The organism is Streptomyces sp. SAS_270, assembly GCF_052543295.1.
This window is the reverse complement of record NZ_JBMNDS010000165.1, coordinates 1-4,324: the sequence shown is the minus strand read 5'-3', so window position 1 is coordinate 4,324 and position 4,324 is coordinate 1. Positions and strand designations below refer to the sequence as shown.

The 4,324-nt window shown below is 61.7% G+C and carries 5 protein-coding genes and 1 pseudogene; 2 read left to right on the top strand and 4 right to left on the bottom strand.

Going from position 1 to position 4,324, the window contains the following annotated elements:
• Positions 1–62 precede the first annotated feature (62 nt).
• A complete protein-coding gene (locus tag ACN6LB_RS45565) occupies positions 63–662 on the bottom strand; it encodes a tyrosine-type recombinase/integrase (protein WP_445031062.1) in 600 nt (199 codons plus the stop codon).
• A gap of 32 nt (positions 663–694) precedes the next feature.
• The gene (locus ACN6LB_RS45560) at positions 695–937 is read right to left on the bottom strand and encodes a helix-turn-helix transcriptional regulator (protein WP_445031061.1); all 243 of its coding nucleotides are present in this window, start codon (positions 935–937) and stop codon (positions 695–697) included.
• On the opposite strand from ACN6LB_RS45560, the gene ACN6LB_RS45555 reads away from it, so the two are divergent.
• Positions 911–1,180, top strand: coding sequence for a hypothetical protein (locus tag ACN6LB_RS45555; RefSeq protein WP_445031060.1), 270 nt, complete (start codon positions 911–913; stop codon positions 1,178–1,180). The genes ACN6LB_RS45560 and ACN6LB_RS45555 overlap by 27 nt on opposite strands.
• A 379-nt stretch (positions 1,181–1,559) precedes the next feature.
• Positions 1,560–1,967: a winged helix-turn-helix transcriptional regulator gene (locus ACN6LB_RS45550; protein ID WP_445031059.1), complete on the top strand. Its 408-nt coding sequence runs from the start codon at positions 1,560–1,562 to the stop codon at positions 1,965–1,967.
• Between the two features lie 379 nt (positions 1,968–2,346).
• Here ACN6LB_RS45550 and ACN6LB_RS45545 read toward each other — a convergent pair whose 3' ends face one another.
• Complete coding sequence (locus tag ACN6LB_RS45545) at positions 2,347–2,823, bottom strand: hypothetical protein (RefSeq protein ID WP_445031058.1); 477 nt, start codon at positions 2,821–2,823, stop codon at positions 2,347–2,349.
• 287 nt (positions 2,824–3,110) lie between these two features.
• Positions 3,111–4,324, bottom strand: a pseudogene (locus tag ACN6LB_RS45540) (polymorphic toxin-type HINT domain-containing protein); the annotation flags it as partial.

Sequence of the window (4,324 nt, the reverse complement as noted above, 5' to 3'; positions counted from 1 at the left end):
GAACTCCGGCGAGTACTTGCTGGGTGGCGCCACTTCTTCCTCGTTTCCTGTTCAGGACAACCCTATTGGATCCCTGTCCGGAAACTTCGTGGCCCCTCAACCTGATTGCCCGGCATCAGGTGCCCGAAGACCGGATCGTCGAGCGCCGCAGTCAACATCGCTGACAATGCCTTCTTCACCTGTGTCCGGTGGGGGTCCTCCATGCCGGCAGCCTTGAGATCGGCGAAGAACCGTTTGTACTGGGGCCGTCGAGGTTCGGTGATCGGCTGATCCCCGAGCGCTGGCACCACGTGTCCGCGAAGCCGGTAGCCGTAGGTCTCCACGGTTCCGTCCCTCACGTCGTGCTCCGCCAGGAACTTCTCCACGTACTCGGCGATCGTCGGCACTGCGGCTGCTGCCTTCCGGCCGCGGTGGGGAAGAAGATCACGCCCTTCCTCGACGGCCGCTCGCTGACTGCGTTGGTAGGCGATGGCAGCCGTCTTCTTGTTCTTCGGGAAGTTCTTGGACTGCTGCCGGCCGTTCCTGTCCCGCCAGCGCGCCTGCCAGCGTTTCTCACAACCGTGATCGGCGCTCGGGACCAGGCCGGGATGCTCGGGGCACTCCAGCTCCCCCTTCTTCGGCTGGGACTTGTGCCAGCGGTCGTACGCCTCCTCCTTGGCCACATCGGCACCTCCCATTGCTCACCAGGGACGACTCACACCACCTGCCGTCTCGCTTCGACACACCGTTCGACATCCGATTCCCGATAGCGCAGCGCCCGCCCGCCCATACGGAGTGGCTGCGGACCGCGTCGTTCCACTTCCCAGGTGCTCGCCCAGTTGTAGAGCGTCTTGCGCTTGATACGGAGGCGATCCGCCGCCTCCTTGGCAGTGAGCCAGCGCTCCGGAGACGACCTCGGGTTCCCGCAGGGGTGCCGGCGCCCTCGGCCGGTTCGCACCAGGCAAAGCTGGTCGTCAAGTCGCTGGCTGCCGATCCCTCCCTGCGCCTCACCGAGTCCGGGCGCGCCCTGCTACGACTGCTGATGACCCGGGTGGTGGAGACGAAGGAACTTGACGCCTTTTTGGACACCGTCCCGCCGCACTGTGCGGGAATCCTGGCCGAGCTGGCCCAGGACGTGGCGTACACCTGGTCGCAGTTCGGTCGCGGCTTACGTGATCGCATCGAGCAGAGTAGTCGGTAGGCCGACGGCACACACCGGCGACGGATCGCCAGACACCGATGACCGAGCATCGTTCCGGTTCGCGCTCCTTGCCTTCGTTAGCCTGCGGCGCCTTTCGAAAGATGCAGCCGCAGCACTTGCGAGGCGAGGTCATAAGGTCATGGCGGATGTTGAACGACCTACCAAAGCCTGTCACGGCGATCGAACAATTCTGAAAACCAACCATCCTGTTCGCAATATCGACGCATTTTACCTAGGCAGGCAGCTCGTCATCGACCACTGCCCTCGGCAGGTGATACCCGTGCCCGAAAGTAACGATCACTTAGACAGTAGCGCCAGATCTAAAACCCCATCGCGCCGCCTCCCCTTTCCCCGATTCATGCGACGAACTCGGCCCGGGTTGACTCCGAGTGACACACGATTTCTACAGCGGATCCTCGACTTCCGGTATTTTCTGAACGGCGAGTGGTACTGGGACGTCTTCGTCGCACTCCATGATGGCCCTCTCCGGTACGGTGACCTGCTCAGAACGATCCAGGCGCGGATCCCGACGAATAACTGGACCGGCAAGTCCCACCGCAATCTCCAAGACGGAACACTGAGCCGAACCCTGAGCCGCCTCATGGAGGCAGAGCTCGTCGAGCGCGATGATCCGGAGAAGCGCTTCCCGTTCTCCACCACGTATAGGCTGACGCCAAACGCCCGCGAACTCCTGACGGTCATGTTGCCGGCCGCAGAATGGGCCGAGGCTCACATGGATCTACTTGTTCGCGTTCAGGGACGTCGGCGTAAGTCTTCCATTGAGTAGGACCTGGCTGCTCGGCGTGCTTGCCCCGCTTCACCGGTGCTTAAGGTTGCCCTCAGCGCTGAAGAAGGAACCAACCATCAAGCAGGGGGTGGGATTTCCGAATTGGGGGTGTGATATCGCTGCTGCACCACACAAAAGAAGGGCGCCGCGCCGAGAGAAATCTCAGCGCGGCGCCCTAGCGACCCACAAAGCCGACTTGCCGTTCTCAGGAACTGCAGTGCGGGAACAGAGTCCACGAACCGTAGAGGGAGATCCTATTCGGCTGATCGAGTCACCGGTCCAGTAAAGTCACTGGATCCCGATTTATTCACTCCGCGCGAGGCGCAGCGATTTTGGCAACGGTTTTCCATTACTCACCCGAAAACCGCCACAGCTACTATCACGCCGAAAGGGATTCGGCCTTTTCCAGGATCTCAGCCGCAAGTGACGTTTCCAGGATCGAAGAGAATCTCGCTCCGATATCCTCAAGGACCCTGAAAAGAAACCGACTTACCGCTGGCCGCAATTCCGCGATTGTACAGATTCCCTCAAAAGCGTCGGAGCTGGGGGAAATCGTAACAATCTCACCCTCTCGACGAAATCGAATCTCGGCGTCGGATTCCGTGAAGTGATAATCGGCGTCACTGCGTCCAGTTACGTTAAGCCTCATGCAGATGTCTGCAAGCGATAGGGCGAAGTGCAAAAGCGGCACCCACCCCAGGTCCGTCTCCCAGTAGTCGTCATCAACCCGGATAGAAACGTCACCCGGAAAGAAGGACCACAGAAGCTCGCCTCGCGTTGCGGACGCGCAGTCACGTCGATGCTCCCATCCAATAGGATCCGGGCGCTCCTCAAGCCTGCCGCCGAACTCAATCATCGGATTGGGTGCATCGTTTGGACGTTGCCGTTCTCATCGACCCAGACTCGCACCTTGGTCTCACCTTTCTCACCAATGGGTCGCCCAAGATCATGCTCGTGAGCGTGGTTACCAGACGTAGAGTCGACTTTAGTCGGCGTAGGACTGCCGCTTACCGCCTCGTTTGCCATGTCTTCAAAGTCGTCCGGATCGATGTCATCACTGAACTTGCTTCCCGTGGCAGGTGTGCCCGGCCCATGCCTCGGCAGAATGTGCACGTCGATTTGTTCATCGGACAGGCTGACCGGACCGCCGCAGTTGTGAACGAGGACCGCCGTTGCCCCTGCTAGGACATAGTACGTGTGCAGTTCGCTGACGGTCAGGTTATGAACCGTCGCCTTCAGGGTCGTCCATCGCTCGACTTCAGTGATCTGCACCTGAACGTCGGCACTGGTCCGCAGCCACTCCCCCGACGTCAGGTCACTGGCGTCGACCCACTCGCCAAGCTCCGGCACCCAGAACGGATGACCATCAGTCGCCGTGACCGAAGCGGTCTTCTCGCCCTTCTTGCCGTCGATGTCGATGGTGACCTTGACGAGGTGCTTGAGGCCGGTGCCCTTGATCTCGGCGGTAACCGTTTCAGTCTTCGTCTCGCCAGTTTCGGGATCAGTGGCCAAGACCCTGTCGCCGATGTCGACGTCCTTGATCCTCTTCGTCGACCCGTCGGCCATCAACACCTTGGTATCGGGTGTGAAGCTGTTCTTCACCACGCACTCAGCGGCGTCCTCGAGCTTGTCCGCGGCCTTCTTGCTCCGCTTCCAGCCCTTGAAGGCGTCCCACAGCTTCTCGCCCAGCCCGAAGATGCGCTTGCCGAGGGCATACGCCTTGTCGAGCCGGTACCAGTACTTCGACGCCAGCCGTCCGATCGGACCACCACTGATGAGCGAGGAGACGATGTTGACGGCTGTCGCGCCGCACGAACCCAGGCTTCCGGTCGTGAAGCAGTCCAGTGCGTCCGTGATGCCTAGTTCGTCCGCGACGATCGAGGCTAGTTCTTTGGCGATTGCTATCGCGCGCTGCTTGGCCGCGTCCGCCTCGGCCTGGGCCGCGCGCTTCTTGACCGCGGCCGCGGAGGAGTAGCCGATGGCCTGAGCCAGCGTGACGCCGGCGGCCGCTGCGTTCTGCGAGACCTTCGGTGCGCCCGGCTCGTGACCGGGAGTGGTGTTCTCGCACAGCTGGCACGGCCGGGTCGGGCAGTCGATGTCCGCGCACGTGCCGCTGGGGTCGGCGTTGGCGACCGGGTTGTTGTTCCCGTAGGCGTAGCCGTTGATCTGCTGTGGGTTGTCGTAGTTGATGACGGGGTCGGCCGAGATGAAGCGGCCCGTGTCCGAGTCGTACTCGCGTGCCCCCAGTGTCGTCAGGCGGGTCTGCCGCACGATCGGGTGACATCTGAACTGGCTTGCCCTGTGGGGCGGGTGGGAAGGATGTCGCTGTGCCCAAGCCTTATCCGGAGGAGTTCCGC

Coding starts and splice junctions, on each gene's coding strand:
- ACN6LB_RS45545 (WP_445031058.1), bottom strand. CDS start 2,823: ATGATTGAGTTCGGCGGCAGGCTTGAGGAGCGCCCGGATCCTATTGGA.